The following is a 26,298-nucleotide window of genomic DNA, read 5'->3' as shown; positions in this document are numbered from 1 at the left end:
TTATTTGGACTCCTTTTCGCGTACGGTGTCGGGTACTGCCGGAGCAGTGCTGTTGCCGCTGAGTTTTTCTGCCGTTCTCTTGCCGACGGCTTCCCTGTCGTCCGTTCTTCCGTCATACTTAAATTCGTGTGAGAATTCTTCCTTGTTATCACTGTCTGCCGTGATTTCCGGTTCTATGCCGGAGAGATCCTGTTTTTCGTTGACCGTACCGTATCCGATTCTGTTTTTATCAGAGCCTGCTTGGAATAATTCCTTACCGTCGTCAACAAGATAGTCACGGCTCGGGGCGGCCATTTCCAATGCCGACATTATGCTTTTTCTGAAAGGACGGGTGTTGACGTGAATGCTGAGAACATTCAGAATTAAACTGAACAGCGCAACAACGATAATGGCTGACAGTATTTTGATTTTATGGGCAAGAAACCATGGCGTATCAGACGGCTCCGTTTCAGTTACCATGTCTGCTGACATCTCCCGGCACACCATTTCATAACCTGAAGAATATCTGTCATCCAGTTTTTCGAAACAGAGCTGCATGCGTCTGACAACTTCAGCAGGTTCTCTTTTGAATGCTCCGTCAAAGCCCAGGCCAAGCATGATGTAGTATATGTTCAGAATTTCCGGATCGCTTTCCCCGGCAATGGCTTCATCCAGACAGTCGAAGAATTTGTCATCGCCTGACAGTTCATTGTAGCTGTGAGCCAAGGGGACGTAATCCTGAGAGAAGGAGAAACCGGATTCCTTAACCATATAATCGAGGAAGAATATGAGCGGGAATTCAATCTTTCTGTATGCGGAGCTGAGAGCATCGCTTTTTTCAGCGGTGTTCCTGGCATTTTTCAGAAGATGACTTATCTCTGCGGTAAATTCCGCATATCCAAGTTTGTATCCGTTACGCTCATAAATGTAATAGTTGCAGAGCTTATGCAGTATCGGACTTACAAGCTCATAAATCCCGTTTGGTTCCATTCCCTCGGTCCTTTTTAATTCTCTTCATTTTCCGTCAGCACAAACAGCTTTGCGGTGAATTTGTCGAGAAGAGAATATGCGCAGTCTATGATCATTGTTTTGTCATCCAGAATGTAACGCCATATTCTGGCTGATTCATCCTTCATTACCTTAAAGTAAACCGTGTTGCTGTTTTCCAGAGGCAGATAGCGTGGCGGAAATCTTGAGTAACTCAGCTTGACTCCGCGGACGCGGCTTTCAAGCGAACCTCTGTCGATAAGCCTGAAATTATCCCCGGCTTCAATGTCATTGATAAGCTCTCTCCAGTTGAGTTCTCCTTCAAGGGCTATGTAGAAGTCTGACGCCTTGCTGAGTTCCTCGGCCTTGAACCTTGCTTCAAGGTGAGATTCACTGCCGGTGTTTTCAAAATCAATCTCGATGAATTCAGCCTTTCCTTTGATGTTTACGAGAGATCTTATGGAACGTATTACCTCGTCATAAACGCCGAAAAGGTTGTAATGGTCATATCCGCTTAGTTCATGAGTGTCTGAAAGAGGATAAAGCGCCTTAAGTGAAGCCTGAAGATTTGAGAGCACACAGTACAGATCGAACGGCGTGGTTTTGTCTGGAACCAGCAGATTGTTAATGGTGTTGATGTATACGTTCAGACATTGGAGATGCATGATTTTCAGAACGTTGGATCCGGTAGCAAGTGAAGGTACATAACCGGAATTTTCAATGTCCGTTAAAAGCTTTGATTTGCAGTTTTTCAGTTCAAAGAAAAGCTCCCTTACCATAGTGAAAAGGTTTGAGGTTCCGGAGATAAGAATGGTTGGAGGGGTATAGGTCGATACCTTTTCCAAAACCGGAGTGTTGCTGTTTTCGAGAGTCCATCTCAGTTTCATGATTGGCAGAACGGCACAGTCAGTGGCTTTTTTAGGATCCGTAATAATCTTAACGTTAAGGCTTCTTTTAAAAACAGTGGTTTCATTGTCACCGGTATTTTCATCGACACAGGTAGTTTCGTGAAGCAGATAACGGCGCTGTTCGCTGTTGCCGGTTTCATTAAGATTGGAATCCATTACTGAGTAGAACGGTACCGCAAGATAAATGGTTATTTCTTCGTCTGCATGATGAATGTCCAGATCGAGTGTGTGCGGCATGACTGCGCAGTTTCCGGGCATACAAAGGAAAACCCCGTCAGGCATGACTGCCGCCAATGAATTGATGACGATTCTTTTTGACTTCAGAGCCTCTGTGTCCACTTCAATGTCACAGATGCCTTCCTTGTAGGGGATGGCAAGGCTTGAGTGTGCATTAAGCGCGTCATTGATGACACGCTGAAACTGCTGAAAGTGATGAGGCTGCAGAAAGAGCCCTTCACTCCAGTGAAGAAACATTGGAAATTTCACGCTGGCATTCTCTTCTTTGTTTGTATTTTACATTCCAAAATTCCGGATTGCCGGAAGTGTTATAAAACGGCAGGTGACAAGCCTCGCCGTTTAGCGCTGTCAGTTAGGGGCTCTTTCCTCCTTCGGCGGAAGCTCCTGACATTTAAGCTCCCTGCCACTGGATTTAACGCAGTTAAGTTCCATATTATGAGGCTGTTTTGCCGTTTCCGGGGCCTCAGGAAGATCCTCCTCGGCATCTTCCTTTGTGGTTCTTACTATTCCGGTGCCCACAATTTTGAGGTACAGATCCGGCTGTTCCTCGAAAAACCCCGTAGGTATCTGATAGGTGAATATGCGGGGATCAAGCTTCGGAGCGGCCGCACCTTCTTCTCCTTCTTTTTTCTCGGGACCGTAAGGCAGATTGACGATTACAGCCAGATACTGCGGTGAACGTCCCATGATTTTTTTGTACGCGGGATCGTCTGAACTCAGGGTTTTTACCTTCAGATCATTGTCTGAGAATCTGAAGGTTACCGGAGCGTAGTATTTGCGCACGGGACTTTCCGACTCAAAATATCTGTCAATTGAGTAGGTTCCGAGCTTAATGGTGTCCTCGTTCCCGGCCCCGAGTATGTCTACCTCAAAGCTGGGATAGTAGCCGTATACCTTGGCCAGATCCTTAGACGGATAGATGCTCACGTCAAAGCTTGCACTGGTCCCCTCAGATGATGAACATCCGACAATCACGGTTGAGAACAGACATGCACATGCAAGAAAAATATTCTGGTTCAGATTCATTTTCAGCCCCTGAAACGTTCAAATTTCTTGTTGCCTGCATCGTTTAAGGCTTTTTCGGCAGCCTGTTTCATGGATGCATCGTCCGGTACCTTCCCAATAACCCCCGTAAAGCCTCCGTGACCGATTTTATGATGCGGAGGTTCCATTTCCGTAAGAAATTCAGACCAGTTGTTGATTCCGAACACTACTTCTCTGCCGATTTCAAAGTACAGCTTCATGCGTTCCTTGAATTCCCTGGTGCCGCCTTCAGTAAGGGCGCACTTAAGGAGCAGTGAATTAAGTCCGGTAGGAGGGAGCTCCGGAGGAGTTCTGACAATCTGCTCCATGTTCGGCGTAAGATTGCCGTAGCACCAGAAGGTAAGGAGTGAAAGCAGTCCCTCATGTGTTTCCGGACAGGCATTGCCAAGGTTAAGACATCTTGTGGCATTCTCATCCGTGGGAGCCGTTATTCCGGCATAGACCGCATCCATGGCATTATCAGTCTGTTCCTTAAGTTCTTCCCTGCTTTTTGAAGGAACAGCCGCCTTAATGGTTTCAACGGTTTTCTTTCTGATGGCTTCAATTTTTGCGTCGAGTTCTCTTTTCATCTGGAAAACAGGTGATTTTTCCTCGTTTACAAATGCAGGTTCCTTAAATTCTTCGACTTTTTTTATGGCATCCGTAAGCATTTCCTCGGGATCCATGCCGACGATGCTTTTGAACTTCTCATAAATATTTTTACGAAGTTCCATATGCCTTTCCCATATTCCGGGAGGCAGCATTTTAATAAGTTCCTCGTTTTTCGCCTTAATTGCGGAAATTTCCTGTTGCAGCTTTATGTAGTCGGGGTTTGTTTTGTAGTCCATCTTTTCTGGTTCAGGCATTTTGGCCCATTCCGGAAGTTCAGGATTCTTGTGCGTGCCGATGTCCGATATGTCTCTCGGTTCAAAAGGAATATCGAAAAGTTCGTTTTTGACGCTGAGCACGCAACAGTATCCCCACCATGCCAGAGCCCGCTGGTGCAGGTTGAATGCCAGAAATTCACTGGCTTTCTGATAGTTTTCAGCCTCGGCAAGCTGCTTAAGAAAGTCTTCCGCCAGCGGATGTTCATCTGCGGTTTTTCTTAATTCAAAAGGTACCTTGTAGTGGCAGTTCTCAACCACCTCGGCAACGGTTCTGTACTTTAGCAGAACAAAGTGCTCATTGAGCCAGTCTAGTTTATCAGGCATAAAAATCTCCGAACAGTTACTGTTATCATAATCTTATACGCAAGTTATTGTACAGACAGGGATTTACGGGTTTTACAATTTTGAGAATACAGTCACAGTGGTTATTTTCGGCAGATTTTTCACGTGCCCGGCGGGTTTGAAAAATGCTGATTCAGAAAGATGAGGACGGAACTCCGTACCTCCATAATTGAAGAAGATGTGTATACGTAAACAGGATTTTTTCCTGAAGTATTTCGGTAACTGAGGCTGTTCATCCGGTTTAAACGGAACCAGCGGGGCATACGGGTCGTTAGTAAAAATTCCGCTATTTTGGATCTATAAAAACCTATAAAATAAATTTTTTACCAAATTAAGCCTTCATCGCCAGATTTGCCAGCTGATTCTTATTAAAGTCAGCCAGTATTGATCTCAGCTCCGGACTCCTGACGGCGTTAGCTACACCGCTTTTTTTAATCAAATTTAACAGATTTATTGAAGCCTGTTCGTCTCTGTCAATTTCATTTCCGCAGCTGTCACATCTGTAAATTCGGTCTGAAAGTTTTAATTCTTTCTTTACCGCCCCGCATTTACAGCACGTCTTTGAGCTCGGATAAAATCTGTCTGCCTCAATAATCTTTCCGTCATTCATTTGAACCTTATTAACGATTGCTGTTTTCAGTCTGCCGAAGCTTACATCTGCCAGAGAACGTGCAAGTCTGTGATTGGACATCATTCCTGTCACACTCAAATTCTCCAAAACAACATACCTGTAGTTTCTCGCAATAACTGATGCCGCTTTGTTAATAAAGTCTTTCCTTAAATGACTTATCTTTGTATGAAGTTTTTTTATCTTCCTTAAAAGTCTCATGTAACTTTTTGAAAACTTCGTCTGATCATCCTTGGTTTTCGGATGCTGCTTTCTTGATAGTTTTCTCTGTAAAGCCTTTATTTTATTTATATTCTTTTTTAACGGTTTGGGCGCATATATCTTAATTCCGTCAGACAGAGTAATAGCTGCGTCCAACCCGAGATCTATTCCTACTCCGGTATTTTTAGGAGCAGGTTTCTTTTCAATTGATTCTTCCTGAACACTGATGCTGAAGCTTGCAAAGAATTCATCTCCGTCCTGACTGATGGTTACATTGTTAACATGCCCTGAAAAACGCAGTTCTTCCGTGAGCTTTACCCAACCGAAGTTTGGTATTCTCAAAAAGAGCTTTCCTGATTTTTTCTCAGCACCGGAACAGGTTTTGAATCTTTGCAGTTCTACCTGATCTCCTCCCAGATAGAATGAACCGGAAGTTTCCGATCTTTTCTTGAACACGGGAAAACCTACTTTGCCGATTTTCTTTTTCTTCGCGTCATAATATCTGTTCAGCGCCTTTCCGAGAAATATGAACGGCTGTTGCGAGGCATATTTGGTGACCTCGTACATGTATGGAAAATCCTTCGCCTTGATGCTGTTAAAGCGTTTCTTTAAATCAAGTACTGACGGAAGCCGTGGTTTTTCCGGAACCTGACTGAACTGCAGAGGAGCTTCTTCATACCGTCCCAGTTCTTTTCTGTATAAAGACATTGCCTCTTTATACTTTTCCAATTCCTTTTTGTATTCCGCCAATCCCCAGTTATATGCCTTACGTGAACAGCCAAAAGCCTTCCGGCAATAAGTCTTAAACTTATTGTTAGCTTCAATTCTGATTTTATGACTGAGCACCTGTGACATTATTATTTTACGCTTTCCTGCAGTTTCTCTATAATCTTTCTGTTCTTACCGCTGCGACTTCCGTACAGACGGGCTGAAAATACGGTGATTATCTCCAGCACATCCTTTGCAAAATCTTCTTCAAAGGAGGCTTTTTCCTCGCCTCTGTTGATAATCACGACTTCCACACCTTTGGCTTCGCATATTGAAAAAATCAGCTCGGCTCCGAATCTTAACAGTCTGTCCTTATGCGTTAGAACAAGTCTTTTTACGCCGTCATCAAGAATCCTGCTGATTAATGCGGTCAGTCCTTTCTTGTAATAATTCATTCCCGAACCTAAATCGGTTATAAGTTCATACTTATAACCGTGCTCAGCACAGTAAAGTTCCAAAACCTGAGCCTGCCTTTTGAGCTCCTCTTTCTGATCCTGAGAACTTACTCTGGCATAAGCGATGGTGACCCTGTCATCTTTTTCAATTTGAGGAAGCTCTTTACCGCTTATCCTCATTATGGTATCACTGTTATATCTTCTGGTTCCTCCAGGAGATATACTGTCAGGCTTTAGCTTCCCTGATTTTTCCCAGTTACGTAAAGTCTGAACATGAACACCAAGCAATTTAGCAGCCTGTCCAATTGAAATAATCTTATTCATTAAAAATAAACCTATAACTATTTTAAATGTATTATAAACTATTTATAGATTTAGTTAAGCAGTTGTTAACACCGGTCGCCTCAAAACGGTGGTCAGGAGGGAACTTTCTTGAAGAATCTGTGCATCATGATGGATGTCATGTTGATGCTGACGGTCGTAATGCCTTTACCCTGACTTGAATTGAGGTGGGTTCCGTGTCCCAAAGCCCTGGTACCGTCAAGATAAAGCTCCCTGACAGTTTCTGCGTCTATTTTCAGTTCGGTATGGACGGTGAGAGGTCTGTTGAGATAGGAGGAGATGATTTCATACATCTGTCTGAAGTTAGGTGTTCCGGGCATATAGTCAAGACTCTCTTTATAATTTATGGGGCCGATTTCCACGATAATGTCCTGTGTCCGAGTGGTATATCTGCTTCCTATCTGGGCATTGAGTCCCAGTACGGAGGTATCTCTGTTTCCAAGATGCATCCTAACCTCTTTCGGGATGAAATGCGTTTTTTCCACAAATTCCCTGATGTTTATATGTATGCCAAAATATGATTTGAGGATGTTTTCCAGCCCGAGAGCCGAGCGTCTTCCGTGAAGAAACTCTGTCGTGAAGGCAAATTGGGCATATTCCGGAAGACTTGTGATCTTTTTGTATCCCTGACGGTTGAAGCTTCTGAAGAAGTTCATGAGAGTCGGATCCTCTCTGTCAAAACATACCGGCATTTCACACATGCTGAAGGCCCGGTAGTAGAGGGACAGGAAACGGTGATTTATGATGTCAAGAAAACGTCTGGTCGTGGCATCATAGTCATTGATGTTCTGATGGTAAATAAAATCGGTAAGCTCAAGGGGCATTGGACCGTTTGGTCCAAGAAGTCCGAAGAAATAAACAAGAACCTCATAAATTCCGTACCGGCCTTCGGCTGATTTTTGGGTCACCGAATGAATGTCTGAATCAGTATGTTTCAGAAAAGGCATCTGACCGAATCGTAATGCTTCGGCATTCGGATGCTGTGCCGTACCAATGCGCGGCAACTCCTTCATCTGATTTTCCAGAAGGCGGACAAGGTAGAAAAAGTCGGCTTCCGTGCTGCCGTCATCTTCTTTTGCCAGGGATTTAATTATTCCATCAAGTTCTTGCATGAGTATACAAATCCTTTTTCATCCGAATAGACGTCAACGCATACCGGAATGTTCAGATCCCGGTAATTTATGATGAGAGAGGCAATGATTCTGGAGAAGGTGAAGAATCCGATACCTTCCAGATCCCTGTGACTCAGGGTAAGTTCAATCAGATAGCCTTTCTCAAAAAACACCACTCCCTTACTGATGAAACGGTAGACTTTGGAATTGATTTTTACCTTTCGCAGGGCTGATTTCATGCGGGCGGTTTCCTCCGCGTTTTTCATTGAGAAGGCATCCATAAGCTGTTTCAGATTGTACAGCAGTCCATCATCGCCACTGGCAAGAACGGAGGCAAAGTTACACATGATAAAAGCCAGTCTTTTAAAGTCATCGGAACTGCCGGATGATATCAGGGGAGGCATTGGCTTTGTAATCTGGCCTATGATCTGAACCTCGTGCAGATCGCCCAAAGATGCGGTGTTGAGACGATCGTGATTGGTCAGACAGCATGGAAGGTCGGCGTTTGTTACCAGACAGTCCGCCACGAACTGCAGGTTTTCATTCATCTTCTGAACATAGTCCTGACCTGAGAATGATATGAACGTCTCCTGCTTTTTATAGAGACGGTTTTTATATCCCGTGCTTCCTGTCTGTCTCTGTCTGCGGTGTACGCTGAAGAAATTGCGGTATGTCCTTCCGTCTCCCTGATCGGAGCCTGTTGAAAAAAACGGATACGCGCTGAAGATGGGCTGATTTGAGTTGTCAAAGAAGTCTGCTCCGATAACGTAGTAAATTTCATAGTCCAGCTGATGGGTACTGTCAACGCTTACGTTTATCTCAAAGTCATGGTTGGTGAACATTCTCTGGGTTCTTTTTCTGAACAGATTTATGAGAGGAATGACATTGAGAAGAAGTGATTCCCGATGCAGTTTGTCACTGTTTCCGAAATTCTGCTTTTTATCGAATATGAATACCAGTGAGATTTCCTTTGAGGTTATGCCGTTAAAGGCATTCTTCAGGCCTCTGATGCGCAGAAATTTCACGAGCCCCGGATACTTCATGTAGAGATTCATGTTGTTGATGCCGCTGATGGCAGGGGAGTTTGCGGAGTAGACATTGCTCTTTGCATCAAGCAGTGAAAGTTCCACTGATACTCCGTGAATCTCCACGTAGCTGTTGTCCGGAAGTTTTATGAATACTCTTTTCAGACTGGCGAAGAAGTATTCGCACAGATTGGATGCATCCTGATCGGTAAGATTCAGGTAAATGTCCAGATATTCCGGATTGATGGATGCGAAGGTGGCATTGCCCTCGGTATTGAGCGTCATGGAAATTGAGTTTCTGTAGCCTTCTCCCGTGAGATTGGTAATGGAAATGTCGTGTTCCATTGTTTTTACGTCTTTGAGTGACAGAGCGTGGATTTCGGTTTCAAAGAAACTCTCGAAACAGATCTGTGTGGTGCTTTCGGATTTTGTCTTGGTGAATCTGCATCCGGGGGAAACACGGAGACAGCCGCCGGTTATTTCCGGAAGTGATGCTTCGGGAATCTGAACGTTGCACATGGACGGAATTGGAGCCACGGCATTTGGATTAACAGAGTTCAGGATGGATTCAAGGAAACGTTCGTATCCGTGATCGAGCCTGTTTTCAATTCTTGCACTGAGAAAAGCCGTTCCTTCAAGCAGTCTTTCAACAAAAGGATCCTGACACTCGATCGAGGACAGATCAAGATGAGACGCGGTTTTTGGGAATTCCCTGGCAAATTCTTGGCCGATCTTGCGGATGTATGCCAGGTTGTCACTGTAATACGCAAAGAAGTCTTTTTTCATTTACTTAAGCATCTCCTTTAACGGCTGCCCTTCCTGTTTCCAGTTCTATGTAGAAATTGCAGGAAAAACCGTCTTTCAGCTCTGATATCGCAAAAGCTGCTTCGATGTGCAGGGATAAACTGCACTTGTCCGCCTCCTGAGTGTCAAGTCTGGTAATGACCAGAGTGTCCGGGTTAAGTCTGGGTTCAAAGCATCTGATTTGCCATGATATTTCCTTTTTTACCATGTCAAAAATTCTGTCACTGTTATCCAGTCCGCAGAAGTCGGACAGCCCGTAGCCGAGAACCGACGTTCTTACCTCCGGCCATTTGTCCAGATCATCGGCCCCAGGATGCATTCTTGAATTGAACAGCATTTTAAGATTCAGCAGAATTTCCCGATGAATGCGGGAAAGAAGCGAATCTTCGGCGGATCCGTTCCCGGTGAGGCTTCTGTCAGTGAGTCTTGACAGAATGCACGGCTGAAATTTGTCCTGAATGTGTATTTTCTGTACCATGTCGGAGTTCGTCCATGAATCATTTTATGAAAATGCGATCCGGACACTCCGGATAACCTAATTTTAACATGCATGACTCATTAAAATTTTGCGTAATGTTTTAATTTAAGCGGTAAAAATAGCATCATCCTACCCGTTGAGCATTCTTTCAGGCGTCACTGTGATGCGGGACGCGGAACCTTTGTGGTAAGACACAGGGTGGTGGTCAGACCTTCTAGCTGATAATGCGGTTTTAGATAGAATTTAACGTTATAGTATCCCGGCTGGTTTTCAATGTCGTCAATGCTGACTTTTGCTTCCGCGAGCGGATAACGGGCCTTGATGTCCTCATCGGCGTTGGGGTCGGTGGTTACGTATTCACTGCTCCAGTCCGAAAGCCATTTTGTCATGTCCTCCTTTGATTCGAAGGAGCCGAGTTTGTCGCGTACTATGCATTTGACGTAGTGGGCGAATCTTGACACAGCAAAGAGGTATGGCAGTCTTGATGACAGCTGGGCATTTGCCGAGGCATTCGGGTTGTCGTAAACCCTTGGACTGTTAACGGTCTGACCGCCGAGGAATACGGCGTAGTCGGTATTTTTGCAGAAACACAGCGGGATGAAACCGCATGAGGAAATTTCAGCCTCTCGGTGATCGGATATGGCAATTTCCACGGGAACCTTCATGTCCTCGGCCGGATTGCCAGTAAGTCCGATGAATTTGGACAGGTGGTCAACGAGACCGCCTGATTTTATTCCGCGGATCTTGGCACACCAGCCGTATTTTTCGAAAGCTCTGTTGATGTTGATTCCCATGGCATAGGCTGAATTCATCCATACGTGGTTGAGGCTGGCGTTACCGGTCGTATCCTCAGTGAAATTCAGGCCTTCAATGTGATTTGAATCAGGGCCGTAGGGGAGTCGTGCCAGAATTCTTGGCAGTGTCAGTGCCACGTATCGGCTGTCGTCTGAGTTGCGGAAGGATGTCCATGAGGCATATTCAGGCGTGCTGAATATTTTTGATATACCGCGAGGATTGGCGAGTTCTGACCATGAATCAAGATTCATGACGGACGGATCCGCGGCACTTATGAACGGACTGTGTGCGGCAGCGGCTATCTGGGAGATTCCCTTTAAAAGTTCAAGATCCGGTGCCGAATGATTGAAGTAGTAGTCACCGATAATGACTCCCAGCGGTTCACCGCCTGCGGTTCCGTACTCGTCCTCATAGAGTTTTTTGAATATGGGACTCTGATCCCAGGATGTTCCCCTGAATTTTTTAAGGGTTTTTCCGAGCAGCTTTTTGGAGATGTTGAATACTCTTATCTTGAGGTTAGCCGAGGTGTTGGTGGAGGTAACAAGATAATAGAGTCCGCGCCATATTCCCTCAATTTCCAGAAAATCGGGATGGTGAATGATGAGGTTTATTTCCTCTCCTATCTTTATGTCGGTTTCGGCAATGAGTGATTCAATGAGATAGCGGGGATTCTGTGTCGCAAGCTCAGGATTTCCGCTTATGACCCTGACACAGGTCAGAAGTCCTTTTTTCTGTTCGGCGTCAAGCGCAGACAGACACTTCGTGATTTCCGAAGTGTCCGCTAACGCGGTAACTTCCGTATCGTTTTCCTGCGGATCGGACAAAATGCTTCGGGTTTCGTTTTCCGCAGTTACGCCCTGCCCGGGCTCAGGTTCCGTGAAAAAGCTGAATCTGTTCATGAGCTGTTTCCCTGCTGTCATTTCTTACCGGTCGGTATTCTTTCTGCCTCCGGAGGTTTTGGCTTTTTGAAAAACGGTTTTTAAGGTACCGTCCGATCTGCTCCGGAATAAACGTAAAAGTCTGCATCTTAAGAATAATTAAATATCGGTAAGGTTGGCGTTAGATCTAAGGTTTATTGTATTTCAAACAATGCCGATGGTGACTGATTTACATGCGGCGACGTTTAATTTCCGTGATACCTGAAATAGAGTTGGAGTTTTTGCCCCTAAAAAACAGTGAGGCCGCGGAGGAGACCCCGCGGCTTCACGCTGAAACTGCTAAGGCAGGATCATGTCTGTCTTACTTTTCGGTAAATTCAAACACGAACTTTCCGTCGGCCGCGTCAGCCTTTACTGACGCAAGTTCTTTACCCTCCATGGTTACCTCCAGGAATTTTTCACTGATGTCCGGAAGCAGATCGTTGCTTATCACGGCATCGATGAGGCGTGCACCTGAGGCCGCGTTATCACAGCGGCGGATGATTTCATCACGCAGAGCCTGCGTGCAGGTGAGTTCCGCATGATATCCTTCCATGACGCGTTTCCTGATCTTGTTGAGCTTGAGATCAATGATTCTGTTGGTGGCTGCCTTCCCGAGAGGATAGTAAGGCACGATGGTTATGCGGCCAAGGAGTGCTGCCGGGAATACCTTCATCATGTCATCCTTTATGGCGTTTGCAAGCGTCATGGTATCAGGCAGATTGTTCTCGTCAGCGGAAAGCTCCATGATGGTTTCATCACCCACGTTGGTGGTGAGAATGATGACGGTGTTGCGGAAGTTAATGAGTCTTCCTGAGCCGTCTTCCATCTGCCCCTTGTCAAAGACCTGGAAGAAGATCTCATGAACGTCCCTGTGGGCTTTTTCTATTTCGTCAAGAAGCACCACACTGTACGGACGACGTCTTACGGCCTCCGTAAGCACACCTCCTTCGCCGTAACCCACGTATCCCGGAGGGGCACCTTTAAGGGTTGACACGGTGTGGGCTTCCTGAAATTCACTCATGTTAATCGTAACCAGATTGTTTTCGGTTCCGTACAGCTGTTCCGCAAGCGCGAGTGCTGTTTCGGTCTTACCCACGCCTGAAGGACCGGCAAGCATTATTACCGCAATCGGCTTGTTCGGATCGGCAAGTGATGCCCGAGCCGTGAGGATGCGCTTGGCTATGAGGTCAATTCCCTGATCCTGACCGATGACCCTCTCCTTCATGTAGTTGCCAAGATTAAGCACGGAGGTGATTTCATCCTTCACCATGCGGCCTAAAGGAATGCCCGTCCATTCCGAAATAACCGTACTTACGGCCTGTTCATCGACTTCCGGAAGGATCATCGGACTGTCGCCCTGAAGCTCGTTGAGTTCGCAACGGGTGCTCTGCAGCTTCTTTCTGTCCTCATCGGAGATTATACCCTTATCGGGAGTCTGAGCATTTGATGCTTCTGATTCAGTAATGGTGCCGTCAGCCCCCGCATCGGCACATGATGAACTGTCTGAGACAAGTTTTGTTCTGAGTCCGATGTATTCAGCTGACTTCTTTTTAATCAGCTCAAAGCGTTCGTTAAGTTCTTTGAGATGCGCTTCGCTTTTTTCAATTGAAGCGGAAACTTCCGCAATCTGTTCTTCTCTGTTAAAACCTTCGCGATGTTCCTTTGTGAGAATGTCCTTTTCGAGCTTCAGAGCCTCAAGCCTGCGGCCGGTGAATTCGATTTCGGCAGGTATCGTACTTTGGGAGAGCGCTACCTTGGCGCACGCCGTGTCAAGAATGCTTACTCCTTTGTCAGGAAGCTGTCTTGTCGGAATATAGCGGCGGGACAGGGTAACGGTGGCTTTAACGGCTTCGTCAAGAATACGAACCCCGTGGTATTTTTCGAGAAAGCCCGTCATGTTGCGGAGCATTCTGAAGGCCTTTTCGTCATCCGGTTCCTGTACCAGAATATTTTCAAAGCGTCTGGTAAGTGCAGGATCCTTTTCGAAGTATTTTACGTATTCGCGATATGTGGTGGCGGCGATGCACCTCAGTTCGCCCCTCGCAAGTGCCGGTTTAAGGAGGTTTGCCGCGTCATTCTGACCGGCCGTGCCTCCGGCACCTATAAGGGTATGGGCTTCGTCAATGAAGAGGATAATCGGTGTGTCAGAGGCTTTGACTTCTTCTATTACCTGTTTCAGTCTGTTTTCAAATTCCCCCTTCATGGATGCGCCTGCCTGAAGCAGTCCCAGGTCAAGGGAACGGAGTACGGTACCTTTTAGGCAGTCAGGTACTTCTCCTCTTGCCAGTCGCACGGCAAAGCCTTCGACTACGGCTGTTTTACCTACGCCGGCTTCCCCTGTAAGTATTGGGTTGTTCTGACGGCGACGGAGCAGTACGTCCAGCATTTTACGGATTTCCTCGTCTCTTCCGACGATGTTGTCGATTTTGCCTTCCTTTGCAAGTGCCGTCATGTCGGTAGTGTAGAGTTTAAGAGCTTCTCCCTTGCCGAGAGACGGATCTGACATTACGGATGCCACCTGCCCGGTACCGGCATCAGACACCGTATTGACGTGACCTGCTTCGGCTGAGTCACTGACTATTTCTGAAAACTTTTCCTGCAGGAGATCTCCGTTCATCTTAATGAACTCGCCGCTTATTTCATGAAGCCTGCGGGCAAGGTCTGGATTAAGCTTAAGGGCCAGAATGATGTGTCCGGTACGGATGGCTCCTGAGCAGTATACTATGGATGCCGCCATCCATGCTTCCTGAATGGCTGTTTCCACAAGAGGTGAGAATCCCGATATTGAACTGGCACCGCGAGGCAGAAGATCCAGTGTTTTGGTAAGATCGTTTGATAGTCTGGCCTCGTCTATGTTGAAGTATTTAATGATCTCGTGGAGATCGTTGGGTTCGCTTAATAGTATCTGGTTAATGTAATGGGCTATGTCAACGTAAGGATTTCCTCTGGTTTTGCAGAGGGTGGTGGCACTTTCGAGTGCCCTGTATGCCACGTTTGACAGCTTTGAGAATAACTGTTTTTTCTTTAGTTTTATCATAAGAAGAATCCCCTTTGATTTATTCAGGGATTGGACGTTAAGCGCCTGTATGCCGTCATGGGGCCGGCGGATCATCCAATCTTCTGAGAGATGCTGACCTGATACTATGGTAACGAATAACGGGGTATTTAAACCGCGATCAGTTCAACAGTTTCAAATGTTTATATTGTTTTGACGAAGGTAATTGACGTATTAGTCAAAAATATTTGGAGAACGATAATAAATATGCATAAACGCGTAAAAAGGACGGATTTTAAATTATCCGTCCTTTTTTATGCTGTTTGCCTGAAAACCGAGTGTCGGCCGGCAGGTGTAAACTTAGGCGTTTTCTATCTGGTTGAATGAAGCTTCAACTGCGCCGTCCTTGGTGTTGTCAGGCTTGATTGCGGTGAACTTCCAGGTGATCTTGCCGGCAACGATGTCAACAACTTCCACAGGATAAGCGGAATTTTCTGGAGGAAGGATGACGTCAGGTGCTGAACCCGGAGCGGTTGAAACAACTTCTGCCTTAACGATCTTGCAGTTTTCAAGGGTAACTTCGTATACAGGTACCTGAGCGCCTGCGATGGCACGGCATACCTGGAAGCTGACCTTGGCGATCTTCTGACCGTTCATACAGAACTGCTGGATTTTAGGGGTGGCCTTGTCCAGAACATGGGTAAAGCTGAACGGGGTGAAGGTGCCTCTGCCTGAAACATCGGTTGTACGGCCAGAGGTTACGTTCTGTGCAGAGCCGTGCTTGAAGTTAACAACTTCGATCCACTTTGCGTGTGCCTTATCGTTGGATTCACCATCGATACCATCGAGTTTGATAAAAAAGTCAGATGCCATAACAGTACTCCTGCTTTCAAAATTAAAACACTAAAATCACAAAATAAAGCTTTGGTTCATTGCTGAACCTTCGCGTTCATGGCTTAATTCTTGCACAAGGTAGGGATTGTTGGTAAATATTTGATCTCGTTTTTTAACATGGTCACACCTTTTATTTTCATGTTGTGAAGCCGTTTCAATATTTTGTATTTAGTTATTAAACGGTGAAAAGTTGGTATGATTCTTAACCGAAAAATCAGTATAAATAAAATAGCTTAACATGCTTATTTTTCAACGGTTTCAGGTAGATTATGACTGGATAAAAATCGTCATGAAAGAGCATCTTTTTGAGGGTGACTGTCCCAAATTGAGTTCCTGTTGAAGGACTTTTTGAAACGGAATGAAATAATTTCATGGAAAACGGGGGGAGGGGAGCTTTACCTTAAAAATAAATTGCGCGAAGCATATGTCAGCTTCGCGCAATTATCACATGGCGTGATGCAGGACTATGACCTATTTGCCTGCACTAGGGATCTTGGTGGTAAGTCTCAATGATGTGGTGAGACCTTCAAGCTGGTAGTGCGGTCTTAAATAGAATTTGGCATTGTAGTATCCCGGATTACCTTCCACGTCTTCAACCACAACCTTGGCTTCGGCAAGAGGGTATTTGGCTTTTACCTCTTCGGAAGCGTTAGGATCGGATGTTACGTAGTTTGAAATCCAGTTGGACAGCCATTGTTCCATGTCGGCTCGTTCCTTGAATGAGCCAATCTTGTCTCTTACGATGCACTTGAGGTAGTGGGCAAAGCGTGAGGTGGCAAAAATATAAGGAAGTCTTGCCGACAGATTTGCGTTCGCGGTTGCGTCCGGGTTGTCATATTCCTGTGGCTTGTTCACGGTCTGGCCACCGAGGAATACCGCATAGTCGGTGTTCTTCCAGTAACACAGAGGCAGGAAACCGTTCTTTGACAGTTCGGCTTCGCGACGATCCGTAATTGCGATTTCGGTAGGGCACTTCATAATCATGCCGCCGTCATCGGTAGGGAATGTGTGGGTAGGAAGTGATTCAACAACACCGCCGGACTCAACGCCGCGGATGTGTGCACACCAGCCGTAGTCGGTAAACGAACGGTTGATGTTGACGCCCATTGCATATGCGGCATTCATCCAGTTATAGTTCTGTGAATCTCCGAGGTTGGTGTCTTCGTTGTAGTTGAAGCCTTCAACCGGATTGGTTGTTTCACCGTAAGGAGCACGTGAAAGTACGCGTGGAAGTGTCAGAACAACATAACGGCTGTCATCAGATTCTCTGAATGATCTCCATGCCGCGTATTCAGGGGTCGAGAACACCTTGCTGATGTCACGGGGCTTTGAAAGATCCTGCCAGCTGTCAAGGTTCATGATTGAAGGATCTGCGGCGCTGATGAAGGGAGCATGGGCAGCGGCGGCGATCTGGGAGATCCCCTTTAACAGTTCAATGTCCGGACCGGTCTGGTTGAAGTAGTAGTCACCGATGAGTGCACCGAAAGGTTCACCGCCGGCGGTGCCGTATTCGTCTTCATAGATCTTTTTGAAGATAGGGCTCTGATCCCAGGAGGTGCCCTTGAATTTTTTCAGGGTCTTGAGCAGTTCTTTCTTGCTGATGTTCATCACGCGAATCTTCATTGATTCGTTGGTGTTTGTATTGTTGACAAGATAGGATACGCCTCTCCACGCACTTTCCATACTGGTGAAATCCTTGTGGTGAATGATTTCGTTAACCTGGGTGCTGAGCTTCTTATCCAGCTCGGTGATGATGCTTTCAATTGTCTTGATTGCATCGTCACTGACGATATTGGCATTCTCGAGAGCCTGACCGACAAGGGTCTGTACGGCACTCTGCACTGCGGTCTTGGCTTCTGCTGACTTTGGCTTGAATTCCTGTTCAAGAAGCTGGTCAAATTCAGAAAATTCAATACCTGAAGCAGCCTGTCCCTGTTCTGCTGATTTTTCAACTTCGCTCATGTTTTTCCTCCTTATTCAGCCTTGTTTTCTTCGTCTGCCGGTTTTGCTTCCTTGGCAAGTGCCTGAAGCAGTGCGGGATCCTTCAGAAGCTTGGCAATGAGTTCCTCCGCACCGGTCTTGCCGTCCATGTAGCTTAAGAGGTTGGAAAGCTGTTTGCGGGCTTCGAGAAGCTGCTTGAGTCCTTCTACCTTTTCGGCTACCTTGTCCGGAGAGAAGTCATCCATGCTTTCAAAGGTAATGTCCACGGCAATGTTGCCTTCACCGGTAAGGGTGTTGGGTACTGAGAAAGCCACTCTCGGCTTGATGCTCTTTAAACGGTCATCAAAGTTCTCGGCGTTGAATTCCTGAAAGTTTCGTTCTTCCACGTTTGGAAGCGGTTCTGCCGGTTTTCCGGAAAGATCTGACATGACTCCCATTACGAAAGGAAGGTTTACCTTTTTCTCTGAGCCGTAGAGTTCGACATCATATTCAACCTGAACGCGAGGGGCGCGGTTCTTGCCCACAAACTTTTGAGAATTTGTAATTGCCATTGTTAAAATCTCCTCGTTCTACTGTTCATCGTGAATGAACTACTGGTAACAATTTTTAAAAACGTTTTTGATAATCCCGTATTAATATTCCTGATTCTGCTCTGGAACTCCAAGCTGTTCACGAACCTTTTCGAGTGCTCCCTTGTCGATTTCAGTGAGAATCTCGATAAAATTCATGTCGGACATTTTCAGGACCCTGTCCAGAAGGTACGGCAACGGGCTTGAAGGTTCAGCTTTGCGGAAATATTCGGCGCTTTTCTTTACCATCATCAGAGCATCATTTCTGTTAGTAATGATGACGGTACTGAGATTCGTTACCCCGCATGCCGTCTTGGATGCTCCGGCATTTCCCTGCTGGGACGTGTCTGCCGTGACGGGAACTGCAGTATCTTCATTTGCGGTATTTTCTTCAGGGAGCAGGGTGTCAAGAAACCTGTTCATGTGCCCGATTTCCCGATCAAGGGCTTCGAAGTTAAGCAGTGCAGAGTCTCCAGTTTTGGTGTTAATGCTGTTTCTGATGTTTTCAAGGAGCTCTTTTATTTCACCAAGCAGTGCGGATTTCTGTGCAATAATGTCACGCGGTAGGTTTCTGAATTCGGACACCATCAGTGAAAAATCAGTTTTTGCTTCCGCCGTGATAATCCCCTGAGCAATGAGAACGTCTCTCAGGGTGTAGGGCAGTTCGTCGCATATTCTGTGTCTGCGGAACTGACCGATGAAATCAATAGGGTCGTTGTAGCTTCCTGTCTTTGGGGAGAGCATGCTCAGAATGTTGATTCTTTCGGTAGGATCGTTGTCATCGTCAGGATCCAGTTCGGGATAGCATTTATCCCATAAAGAACCGCACAGATAATTTATCATTGAAAGGCCCTGCTTCATGCCTTCAAGTCCGTTAAGACAGAAGGCGGCCAGGGTGTGATAAGCCGCAACACGCAGATCCCTGGTTCTATTCCAGAGCTCAATGGTGTTCTTTATGAGAGACCTGTAGTCAGGTTCTTTTCCTTCGCTTACGCTGTCGCCGATTTCAGTTGGCGGAACGGCAAGAGCAAGTTCTTCCATCTGCAGATACGCGGAATCGTATTCCAGATTCTCGCCGGTGTCATTATCGGGAAGAGGGGTAAGCAGGGATTCTGTGCTTGGTAAATCCATTTTCCGTTTCTTTAAAATATTGCTAAGTGTATTGATTCTGTTGGCCGTTCACTTATAAGGCCAATTTACATGTTACACGAAATCATACGGGTATTAGTGACATGTTTCTCATTTCAAAAAACAGAAAATAAATATTATTCAAAAGTGAGAAGTGTGATGTTTTTAAAAGGTTATGGGGAAGTCGTGATTGTTGCCGGGCCGTGGGTTGCGGAGCTGTGGATTCTTTGATGATTATGAGAAAGGAACGCTTTTTCGGTAAAACCTACTGACACCGCCGGGAGTGTCAGCCAGAGCGTGCGGATGCAGGGGAATGAGGCAGTACGGCAGCATAAAACGGTCAGTCATTGTGACCGTTTTATTATTTAAATCCATTTTGAGCATGGAGGTTAGCCGGCCTGCGGAGAAAAGATGAGGCGGGAAGATGATACGATCTAGGCTACGGGCCCCAGCAACTTAAAACTCTTCTTTGCATCCTCAAAGGCTTCCGTGAGCATTTCAAAAGCGGATGGGTGGTAGAAGTTGTATCCTATGAGGTCATCCAGAGTCTGTCTGTTGTACAGGGCTCCGTAAATGAACTGCGACATCTGCTGTGCATAAGGAGCGCAGATTTCCGCACCCAGAAGCAGCTGGGTTTCACGATCAAAGTATACATGAACCAGACCGTGTCTGTATCCCTTTATCACGGAAGTGGTGTTGTCTGCAGTTGAGCTTTCACCAAGTATGAATTTATGTCCTGTTCTTGCACGCTGCTTTACTTCCTCAAATGACAGACCGGTAACGGTGATTTCCGGATCCGTGAAGGTTATGTCCTGATGCGGCATGTTGCAGGTCTGATACAGTCTAGGATATGTTGCGGCATTTGCTCCCGCAATCTTTCCCTGGTACAGGGCCTTCTGCAGGTTGCTTCTCGTGGATGAGGTGGTGTCACCCGCAATAAAAATGTGCGGAACGCTGGTCCGAAGAGTTTCCTCGTCACAGTATGCCTGATTGAGGGAGTTAAGCTGAATGCCGGCAGTTTCAAGCTGCAGCTCATCCAGATTCGGTATTCTTCCGGTAGCACAGAGAACATAGTCCACCTTCAGGTAGCATTCGTGATCTGTTTCGTCAAGGTAGTATATTACGACGGAATCATCGGTCTGTTCCATGGTGGTGAATCGACCGTAAGGCACGATGAACACGCGTTCCTTTATGGCATTCAGTGCGGAGGCCGCAACCTTCGGATCTGTAAGGTGACCGATATCTCCCTTCCCGAATATTACCGTCTTAACATTTAATCTTGTCATCGAACATGCCCGTGTGTGGTGTAAGGGCTACTACGACTGGTATAATAAAGAGCATCGCCACAGTGGTATATGCTACGTTACGCCGGCATTATGTTTTGAAGGTAAGGGTAGCGAAATAATGGAAAAGCGAAACAGAATAATCGCTGATTTCTACAGAAGACACAAGACCCTTGATATCAAAAGAAACAACGCTGGAGGAAACAGAGCCACCAAAAAGGCTTTTATATGGAAAATGCCTGATAAGGCTGAGGTTATGCCTTTCTATACTAAGAGAAACATGGTAACAAAGGGAATTAAAAATGCCGGTTATAACGGCATAAAGCAAGAGTGATATGAAAGTATAAATCAGATCAAATTTTTTGATTTTTTGTCACAAACAAGCTGTACATAAAGCGAATCAATACATGTTTTTAAAAAACACCTAAACCGCATGGATTAAGGTTGCGCTATGTTTTTCCACTCAAAATCATGTGGGAAAGTTGAGTAAGTCATTATTTCTGTTGTGGTATAATGCATGACAGTTAAATGGCTGTGCCTGTTTGCAGCTTTGTTTTTGTTTTTTTTAAGGTTTTGTCGTATGTCAATGGTAATTATTAAAACAAATGTCGGTGATATCACTCTTGAATTAAATCCGGAAAAAGCTCCTGTAACCGTAGATAATTTCTTAAAATATGTTGCTGATGGTTACTACGAAGGAACTATTTTTCATCGTGTAATCAAGGGTTTTATGATCCAGGGAGGAGGACTTACAGCAGGTTTAAAGGATAAGGCTTCCCGTAGAGCTCCGATAGAAAATGAGGCTGATAATGGTTTAAAGAATGATAAGTATACCATTGCAATGGCAAGAACCATGGATCCTCATTCAGCTACCTCTCAGTTCTTTATTAACACCAAGGATAATGATTTTCTTAATCATTCAGGTAAAGATCTTCATGGTTGGGGTTACTGCGTTTTCGGTAAGGTTGTTGATGGTTTTGATGTTGTTGATAAGATTGAATCAGTAAAAACAACCAATAAGTTCAGACCTTACGGCGACGTTCCTGTAGAGGATATCGTAATTAACGAAGTAGTGGCCAAGTAAAATAGTGAGAGTCTTTGTTATTGCAGATCTCCACTTGTCAGTGGATACTCCTGAATTACTCGATAAATTCAGGGCTTTCGCTGACGAGATTTCGGTTGAGGATGAACTGTACATTCTAGGGGATCTTTTTAATTATTATGTCGGTATAAATCCTGATGATAAGGTGCATGCTGCTGTCAGGGAAATTAATTCATCCATAATTTCCAGAGGTGGCAAGGTGTATTTTATCCATGGAAATCGAGATTTTCTGCTTAATAACAGAGATGCCAGTTATTTTAAAATTCAGCTTCTTAAAGATATCAGCAGAGTGGAGATTAATGGTTCCGTAATTGCCATGGTTCACGGTGATGAACTCTGTGATGAATCACTGGGATATCGTTTCTTCAGGTGGTTTAGCCGTTGCGGTTTTATGCAGTGGCTTTTTAATGTGTGCACCTCGTACAGTTATCGGGCGGAAATCGCCATGAACATGCGTGACAGGAGCATACGTAATTTTGCTGCTGCCAATTTTGTTAAGCGGATGATAAATACTGACAAGGCTGTTAAGCTTATGAAAAAAATCAGAGCAGATGTGTTAATCCACGGGCATACCCATAATGCTGAAGAAGTTATGATTGATAATCAGTATCTTATTATGGATACAGGCGATTGGAATCAGAGAGGATTTTCTTATATAAAGATTGAGTATGATAAGGTTAATCCTGAAAATAGACCTTCAATAACCATTGAAAAAAGGAATTTCTAATTTTACCCTAATCATATAATTATTATTCAAAAGGCATTTCCATCGGAAATGCCTTTTATATTTTGTTAATCAGAATAAAAGTTTAGTGTGCATACGGAATCCGTACTTTATTTCTGCAGAAACCATAGGAAGTCACATAGTCCGCAATAACGTTGCCTGTGTCAGCTGTTTTTATAATATAGTGATTGGCTACATCAGCGTGATAAAAGTTCATTGATGAACAGTCTTCTTCTGTTGTGATTTTCTTTATATCCTGTGCATAATCACTAATTATGGATTCTGTTTTCATTTCCTTTGGTATGATGACTTCAAAATCGTAAACTACTTCCAGTTTATCTTCATCAAGAGACACCTTTTTTAGCTTCATCATATCGTTGGAGTTCTTAGCCAGTGCATCAGGAGTATTGCTAAGGAATATCTCTGCTCTGATATCGTCCATTCTTTCGATTAAAGGCATGTACATCAGAGCCTCTGATACATCTTCCAGATCTTTTGTGGCGGTCAGATCAACTGCCATTGCGGTAGATGTCATACCGCACATAAAAAGAGTAAATAATAAATTCTTTATCATAATCAGTGTGCCTCGCTCCAGTTTTGTCCCACTCCAACGCTGACTTCAAGAGGTATTTCAAGTTTTATCACGGAAGACATGATTTCTGAAATAATTCTGCTATATTCTTCTACAAATTCTGCTTTAACTTCAAAAATTAATTCGTCATGAACCTGTAAAAGCATTTTTATGTTGTCATCCGGGAGTTTGCTCATCCATTCATCTATCCGGATCATTGCTGATTTGATAATTTCAGCCGCGCTTCCCTGCATTGGTGCATTTATTGCTGCTCTTTCTATCCCGGAAAGTGCCATTTTTGACGCGGTATGTATGGCATCAAAATTCAGCTTTCTTCCGCTTATGGTTGAAACATATCCATTTTCATGAACCGATTTTTTGATTTCGGCCATATATGTTTTTACTCCAGGGTATTTGGCGAAATAATTATCTATGTAGTTTTTGGCAACATCGTTGGAAATATTGAGTTGTTTAGCCAGACCGAAACGGTTCATACCGTAAATCAGTCCGAAATTAATAGCTTTGGCTGAACGTCTCATATCGGAAGTAACATCATCTAAGCTGATATTATGAATCTGAGCTGCTGTTGATCTGTGAATATCTTCATGAGCATTGAATGATCTGATCATGTTATGCTCGTTGGCGATATGAGCCATAAGGCGTAATTCAATCTGTGAATAGTCAGCGGCTACGATTTTGTATCCAGGCTTTGCTGCAAAACCTGCTCGAACGGCTCTTCCTTCCGGTGTTCTTACCGGAATGTTCTGTAAATTTGGATCGCTTGAAGATAATCTACCTGTTGATGTTCCTGTTTGATGGAACAAGCCGTGAATTCTTCCGGTGGATGCATCAACCAGAGCAGGAAGTTTGTCAACGTAGGTGTTGATAAGTTTTGCCAGAGCTCTGTAATTAAGGATAAGTCTGGCTATTTCATAGTTCTCGGCAATTAGAGAAAGAGTTTCTTCTGATGTTGATGGCTGACCTGTAGGAGTTTTTTTGGGACAGTCGATACCGAGTTTATCATACAGAATGTATGATACTTCCTTGGTTGAGTTGATGTTGAAATCCTCTCCTGCCAGCATGAGTATATTGTCTTTAACTTCCCTCAGTTTCTGATTAAGGGATAAGCTCTGTTTTGAAAACTCGTTGTTATCCAGATAAAAACCATTGTTTTCCATTTTGTAAAGAACTTTTATCAGTGGTAATTCCTGAACGAGATAAGCCTGTTTGTTTTCAGGCATTTCATTTAATTTTTGACCTATGATCTGATGAAGGTTCTGTATTGCCTCAAGGTGTTTGAACGCAAATTCAGCTGCTCTTTCAACCTCTACTTCTGCCAGAAGGATTTTCTGTTTTCTTTTGCCTGATGGTACGGCTACAGAACATAATTCCTGTTCGTCATCAAGACTTTGGCCTAAGAAGATTTCTGATGCTTTGGATAAATCCGTATCTGCTGCCGAATTAAAGCTGTGGAGTTCATTCATTATATCCTGATATGGCATTGTTATTTCAATACCATACTTATCCAAAGTATGCATCAGATCTTTGATGTCGTATGAGATTATTTCCTTCTGTCCGTTGTTGATGACTGGAGATAAAGCCGAGAACACCTCTGAGTATTCAAGCTGAGCCGGAGCTCCTAAATATGTGTGTCCCAGTGGTATGTAGAAGTCGCAATTAATTGTCCTTATTGCAAGCCCTGTTAAACAGGAATTTACTGCGTTAATCCAAGTTCTTAAAGGATAAAGAACAGGGGAATCACTGATTTTCAGCTCTGCTATAAGCATTTTCAGTGTATTTTCGCTGCTTACGGTTACACGGATATGTTTCTTTTGAGACAAATTGATGTTTTCTGAACTGTGATTGTCAGTAACGGCGTCTTCACTGTTTGTGCTTTCCTGCTGAGTGGAAAACAGATCTCCGTTGGCTTCATTGGCGATGCATGCTTTTTCGGTGGCGATTAATTTAGTGAATTCACAAGCTGTGTATATTTCCAGCAACGTTTTGTGATCGGTTTTCTGTCTTACAAGTTCTGACGGTTTCAGCGGTACGTCCACATCTGTCTTAATTGTTGTGAGTATTTTGGACAGTCTGACGTTTTCCTGTTGTTTAATGAAGTTTTCCGCAAATGTTTTTGAGCCGCGGAAATTAAGATTTTTTACCTCATCAAGGTTGGCTGCAATTTTTTCAATTGAGCCAATGGAATTTAACAGTGCAGTTGCTGATTTATCACCTATGCCGGTCATTCCTGGAATGTTATCGGCAGTGTCTCCCTTGAGTGCCAAATAATCACTGATAAGCTCAGGCGGAACCCCGAATTTTGCTATTACACCGTCACGATCCATAACAGTGTCGTCCATGGTGTTTACAATGAATACATGTTCGTTAACCATTGCCGCAAGATCTTTGTCTCCTGTTGCAAGGAATACATCCATTCCTGATTCTGAACCTAGTTTTGCATATGTTCCGAGAACATCGTCAGCTTCAACACAAGGTACGGAAATCAAAGGAATTCCCATGGCTGTAATTATTTTTTTTATGGTATCTACCTGGGCTCGGAGGTCGTCAGGCATTGGTTTTCTCGTTCCTTTATAATCGGGAAACAATTCATGTCTGAAACATGGACCATGAGAATCGAATACTACCGCAATGAGTGCATTGGGGTATGATTTTTCCAGTTTCTGAATCATGCTGATGTAAACCTTTGTGGCTCCGGTAGGTTCGCCTTTACTGTTGGTCAGACCGGAACGGGCCGTGCTGTAGTAGGCACGGTACAGAAAGTTATTACCGTCAATGAGTACTAACTGTGAATTTGTGGCCATGTAAAATCCTATTTCAGTAATTTAATGTGTTGATATTTTTTTCTGTGAAAACTAATGAGCTTTTATGGCTTCTCCGATAAGCAGACCGGTAACGGCCGCGCCGACTCCCAATACAATACTTCCGGCAATGTAAAGGAATAATTTGATGTAATCAGATGCATGAATTAGATTAACTGTATCGAGAGAAAATGTCGAGAAAGTCGTAAATCCACCCAACAGCCCGGTAATCAAAAGAAGCTTCAGCTGTGGTTCCAAATAGTTTTGACTGAGTACGGAGGTAAGCAGTCCAATCAGAAAGGAGCCTATGATATTTACTGTTATTGTTCCATAGGGAAATTCTTTTCCGAAAAATGAAGTGATAGCACTTGTGGTCAAGTACCTGCATACGGCTCCTATTGCCCCGCCGGCAGCTACCAGGAGTATGGGTTGAATCTGCAT

The 26,298-nt window shown here is 44.6% G+C and carries 21 protein-coding genes and 1 pseudogene; 3 read left to right on the top strand and 19 right to left on the bottom strand.

Annotated elements, in window-relative coordinates:
- The 16 genes and pseudogenes from BMY80_RS05095 to BMY80_RS05020 all read right to left on the bottom strand — a co-directional run bounded on the left by BMY80_RS05095 (position 1) and on the right by BMY80_RS05020 (position 20,644).
- Positions 1 to 969 carry a DotU family type IV/VI secretion system protein gene (locus tag BMY80_RS05095; RefSeq protein ID WP_093141538.1) on the bottom strand — a complete coding sequence of 323 codons (969 nt, stop codon included), beginning with the start codon at positions 967 to 969 and terminating at the stop codon, positions 1 to 3.
- 14 nt (positions 970 to 983) lie between these two features.
- Positions 984 to 2,360 carry a type VI secretion system baseplate subunit TssK gene (tssK, locus tag BMY80_RS05090; RefSeq protein WP_143066454.1) on the bottom strand — a complete coding sequence of 459 codons (1,377 nt, stop codon included), beginning with the start codon at positions 2,358 to 2,360 and terminating at the stop codon, positions 984 to 986.
- 99 nt (positions 2,361 to 2,459) lie between these two features.
- Complete coding sequence (locus tag BMY80_RS05085) at positions 2,460 to 3,137, bottom strand: hypothetical protein (protein ID WP_093141533.1); 678 nt, start codon at positions 3,135 to 3,137, stop codon at positions 2,460 to 2,462.
- 2 nt (positions 3,138 to 3,139) lie between these two features.
- Complete coding sequence (locus BMY80_RS05080) at positions 3,140 to 4,345, bottom strand: DUF6931 family protein (protein ID WP_093141530.1); 1,206 nt, start codon at positions 4,343 to 4,345, stop codon at positions 3,140 to 3,142.
- 349 nt (positions 4,346 to 4,694) lie between these two features.
- Positions 4,695 to 6,047 (bottom strand): RNA-guided endonuclease InsQ/TnpB family protein, encoded by a 1,353-nt coding sequence (locus tag BMY80_RS05075; RefSeq protein WP_093141527.1) that lies wholly within the window; start codon positions 6,045 to 6,047, stop codon positions 4,695 to 4,697.
- A pseudogene (locus BMY80_RS05070) lies at positions 6,025 to 6,679 on the bottom strand (IS607 family transposase). The gene BMY80_RS05075 and the pseudogene BMY80_RS05070 overlap by 23 nt, the downstream one beginning before the upstream one ends.
- A gap of 92 nt (positions 6,680 to 6,771) precedes the next feature.
- Positions 6,772 to 7,809, bottom strand: a complete 1,038-nt coding sequence (gene tssG / locus BMY80_RS05065; RefSeq protein WP_093141521.1) for a type VI secretion system baseplate subunit TssG — start codon at positions 7,807 to 7,809, stop codon at positions 6,772 to 6,774.
- A complete protein-coding gene (tssF, locus tag BMY80_RS05060; protein ID WP_093141519.1) occupies positions 7,788 to 9,620 on the bottom strand; it encodes a type VI secretion system baseplate subunit TssF in 1,833 nt (610 codons plus the stop codon). The genes tssG and tssF overlap by 22 nt, the downstream gene beginning before the upstream one ends.
- 4 nt (positions 9,621 to 9,624) lie before the next feature.
- Positions 9,625 to 10,116 (bottom strand): type VI secretion system baseplate subunit TssE, encoded by a 492-nt coding sequence (locus BMY80_RS05055; protein WP_093141517.1) that lies wholly within the window; start codon positions 10,114 to 10,116, stop codon positions 9,625 to 9,627.
- Positions 10,117 to 10,271: 155 nt separating this feature from the next.
- Positions 10,272 to 11,810: a type VI secretion system contractile sheath large subunit gene (tssC, locus tag BMY80_RS05050; protein ID WP_093141557.1), complete on the bottom strand. Its 1,539-nt coding sequence runs from the start codon at positions 11,808 to 11,810 to the stop codon at positions 10,272 to 10,274.
- Positions 11,811 to 12,150: 340 nt separating this feature from the next.
- On the bottom strand, positions 12,151 to 14,868 hold the full coding sequence (gene tssH / locus BMY80_RS05045) for a type VI secretion system ATPase TssH (RefSeq protein WP_093141514.1): 2,718 nt from the start codon (positions 14,866 to 14,868) through the stop codon (positions 12,151 to 12,153).
- 318 nt (positions 14,869 to 15,186) lie between these two features.
- Entirely contained in the window at positions 15,187 to 15,699 is a 513-nt protein-coding gene (locus BMY80_RS05040) for an Hcp family type VI secretion system effector (RefSeq protein WP_093141512.1), read from the bottom strand.
- A 492-nt stretch (positions 15,700 to 16,191) separates the two neighbouring features.
- On the bottom strand, positions 16,192 to 17,682 hold the full coding sequence (gene tssC / locus BMY80_RS05035; protein ID WP_093141509.1) for a type VI secretion system contractile sheath large subunit: 1,491 nt from the start codon (positions 17,680 to 17,682) through the stop codon (positions 16,192 to 16,194).
- An 11-nt stretch (positions 17,683 to 17,693) separates the two neighbouring features.
- Complete coding sequence (gene tssB, locus BMY80_RS05030) at positions 17,694 to 18,212, bottom strand: type VI secretion system contractile sheath small subunit (RefSeq protein ID WP_093141507.1); 519 nt, start codon at positions 18,210 to 18,212, stop codon at positions 17,694 to 17,696.
- Positions 18,213 to 18,293: 81 nt separating this feature from the next.
- Entirely contained in the window at positions 18,294 to 19,361 is a 1,068-nt protein-coding gene (gene tssA / locus BMY80_RS05025) for a type VI secretion system protein TssA (protein ID WP_093141504.1), read from the bottom strand.
- 431 nt (positions 19,362 to 19,792) lie between these two features.
- Entirely contained in the window at positions 19,793 to 20,644 is an 852-nt protein-coding gene (locus tag BMY80_RS05020) for an FAD-dependent oxidoreductase (protein ID WP_093141502.1), read from the bottom strand.
- 13 nt (positions 20,645 to 20,657) lie between these two features.
- Here BMY80_RS05020 and BMY80_RS05015 point away from each other — a divergent pair, with 13 nt between their 5' ends.
- The 3 genes from BMY80_RS05015 (at position 20,658) to BMY80_RS05005 (ending at position 22,470) form a co-directional block, all read left to right on the top strand.
- The gene (locus BMY80_RS05015) at positions 20,658 to 20,975 is read left to right on the top strand and encodes a hypothetical protein (protein ID WP_143066453.1); all 318 of its coding nucleotides are present in this window, start codon (positions 20,658 to 20,660) and stop codon (positions 20,973 to 20,975) included.
- A 252-nt stretch (positions 20,976 to 21,227) separates the two neighbouring features.
- Positions 21,228 to 21,725 (top strand): peptidylprolyl isomerase, encoded by a 498-nt coding sequence (locus BMY80_RS05010; protein WP_037318529.1) that lies wholly within the window; start codon positions 21,228 to 21,230, stop codon positions 21,723 to 21,725.
- A gap of 4 nt (positions 21,726 to 21,729) precedes the next feature.
- Positions 21,730 to 22,470 carry a UDP-2,3-diacylglucosamine diphosphatase gene (locus BMY80_RS05005; protein ID WP_281242271.1) on the top strand — a complete coding sequence of 247 codons (741 nt, stop codon included), beginning with the start codon at positions 21,730 to 21,732 and terminating at the stop codon, positions 22,468 to 22,470.
- Positions 22,471 to 22,552: 82 nt separating this feature from the next.
- On the opposite strand, the gene BMY80_RS05000 is transcribed toward BMY80_RS05005, so the two are convergent.
- From BMY80_RS05000 to crcB, 3 genes are read right to left on the bottom strand one after another with little or no spacing between them, the layout of a single operon-like run.
- Positions 22,553 to 23,041 carry a hypothetical protein gene (locus BMY80_RS05000; protein ID WP_093141494.1) on the bottom strand — a complete coding sequence of 163 codons (489 nt, stop codon included), beginning with the start codon at positions 23,039 to 23,041 and terminating at the stop codon, positions 22,553 to 22,555.
- 2 nt (positions 23,042 to 23,043) lie between these two features.
- On the bottom strand, positions 23,044 to 25,860 hold the full coding sequence (gene polA, locus BMY80_RS04995) for a DNA polymerase I (RefSeq protein ID WP_093141492.1): 2,817 nt from the start codon (positions 25,858 to 25,860) through the stop codon (positions 23,044 to 23,046).
- Between the two features lie 51 nt (positions 25,861 to 25,911).
- Positions 25,912 to 26,298: a fluoride efflux transporter CrcB gene (crcB, locus tag BMY80_RS04990; protein ID WP_245730049.1), complete on the bottom strand. Its 387-nt coding sequence runs from the start codon at positions 26,296 to 26,298 to the stop codon at positions 25,912 to 25,914.

The organism is Ruminobacter amylophilus, from assembly GCF_900115655.1.
GTDB classification, from domain to species: Bacteria; Pseudomonadota; Gammaproteobacteria; order Enterobacterales; family Succinivibrionaceae; genus Ruminobacter; species Ruminobacter amylophilus.
The sequence above is the reverse complement of the archived record's forward strand: the minus strand, read 5'-3'. Positions and strand labels throughout refer to the sequence as shown.